Origin of the sequence: Streptomyces katrae (genome assembly GCF_000966975.1) — a bacterium.
Classification (GTDB): Bacteria; Actinomycetota; Actinomycetes; order Streptomycetales; family Streptomycetaceae; genus Streptomyces; species Streptomyces katrae.
On sequence record NZ_JZWV01001063.1, the window covers coordinates 1 to 789 of the forward strand.

At 71.4% G+C, this 789-nt stretch carries 1 protein-coding gene; it reads right to left on the minus strand.

Features of this window, described 5'->3' with window-relative positions; genetic code table 11:
- Positions 1–151 precede the first annotated feature (151 nt).
- Positions 152–661, minus strand: coding sequence for a mycothiol transferase (locus VR44_RS32290; protein ID WP_045951184.1), 510 nt, complete (start codon positions 659–661; stop codon positions 152–154).
- Positions 662–789 lie beyond the last annotated feature (128 nt).

Below are 789 nucleotides of genomic sequence, written 5' to 3' on the forward strand. Positions count from 1 at the left end.
CCGGTGACCAGGGCGACGCGACTCTCGCTCATCTTCTTTCCTCCAGCTGTCGGTCTGCGGTGCCGGGCCGCACCGCACCCACAACCTATCGCATGGCGGAAAAAGTTTTCCGTAATATGGATCCCACGGGAGGTGCCCCGGGGCCCCTGATTCAGCGCCGCTCCAGCAGCCCCCGTACGTACGCCGCCTGGCCCGCGTGCTGGAGGTCGTCGGCCAGGACGCTGACGAGGCGGACCCCGAGGGTGACCGGCGGGTCCCAGCGTTCGTCGACGATCCGCTCCAGATCGCCCGCGGCCAGGCCGCGTACGTAGCGCAGGGACTGCTCGTGCACGGCGTCGTAGTACCCCAGCAGCAGGCCGGCCGAGTCGACGCGCACCGTTCCGGCCTGCTTCGCCGTGTGCCCGTAGCCGTGGTCCTCGACGGGCAGCGGCAGGGCGAAGCGGTCGGCCCAGCCGGCGGACCGCCAGACCTGCTCCTGACCGGCGACGCCGGCCACGTGGTCGTCCTGGATCCGGGTCAGGTGCCACACCAGCCAGGCGATCGAGTTTGACTCCGGATCCAGGCGCGCGTTCAGCTGTTCGGCAGCGAGGCCGTCGAGCGTCTCGTGGACCACCTCCCGGATCCGCCCGAAGCCGTCAGCGAGTACCTCCGTGGCCTTCATGTGCCGTCCCCAGCCGTAGTCCGTAGCGGTGTCCGTGGCGATCCGCTGCCGGGAACCACCATGCAAGGCCCCGCCCGGCCGGGCGGGGCGACACTCCGTCAGCGGCGGCGACGGGCGCGGCGCAGGAG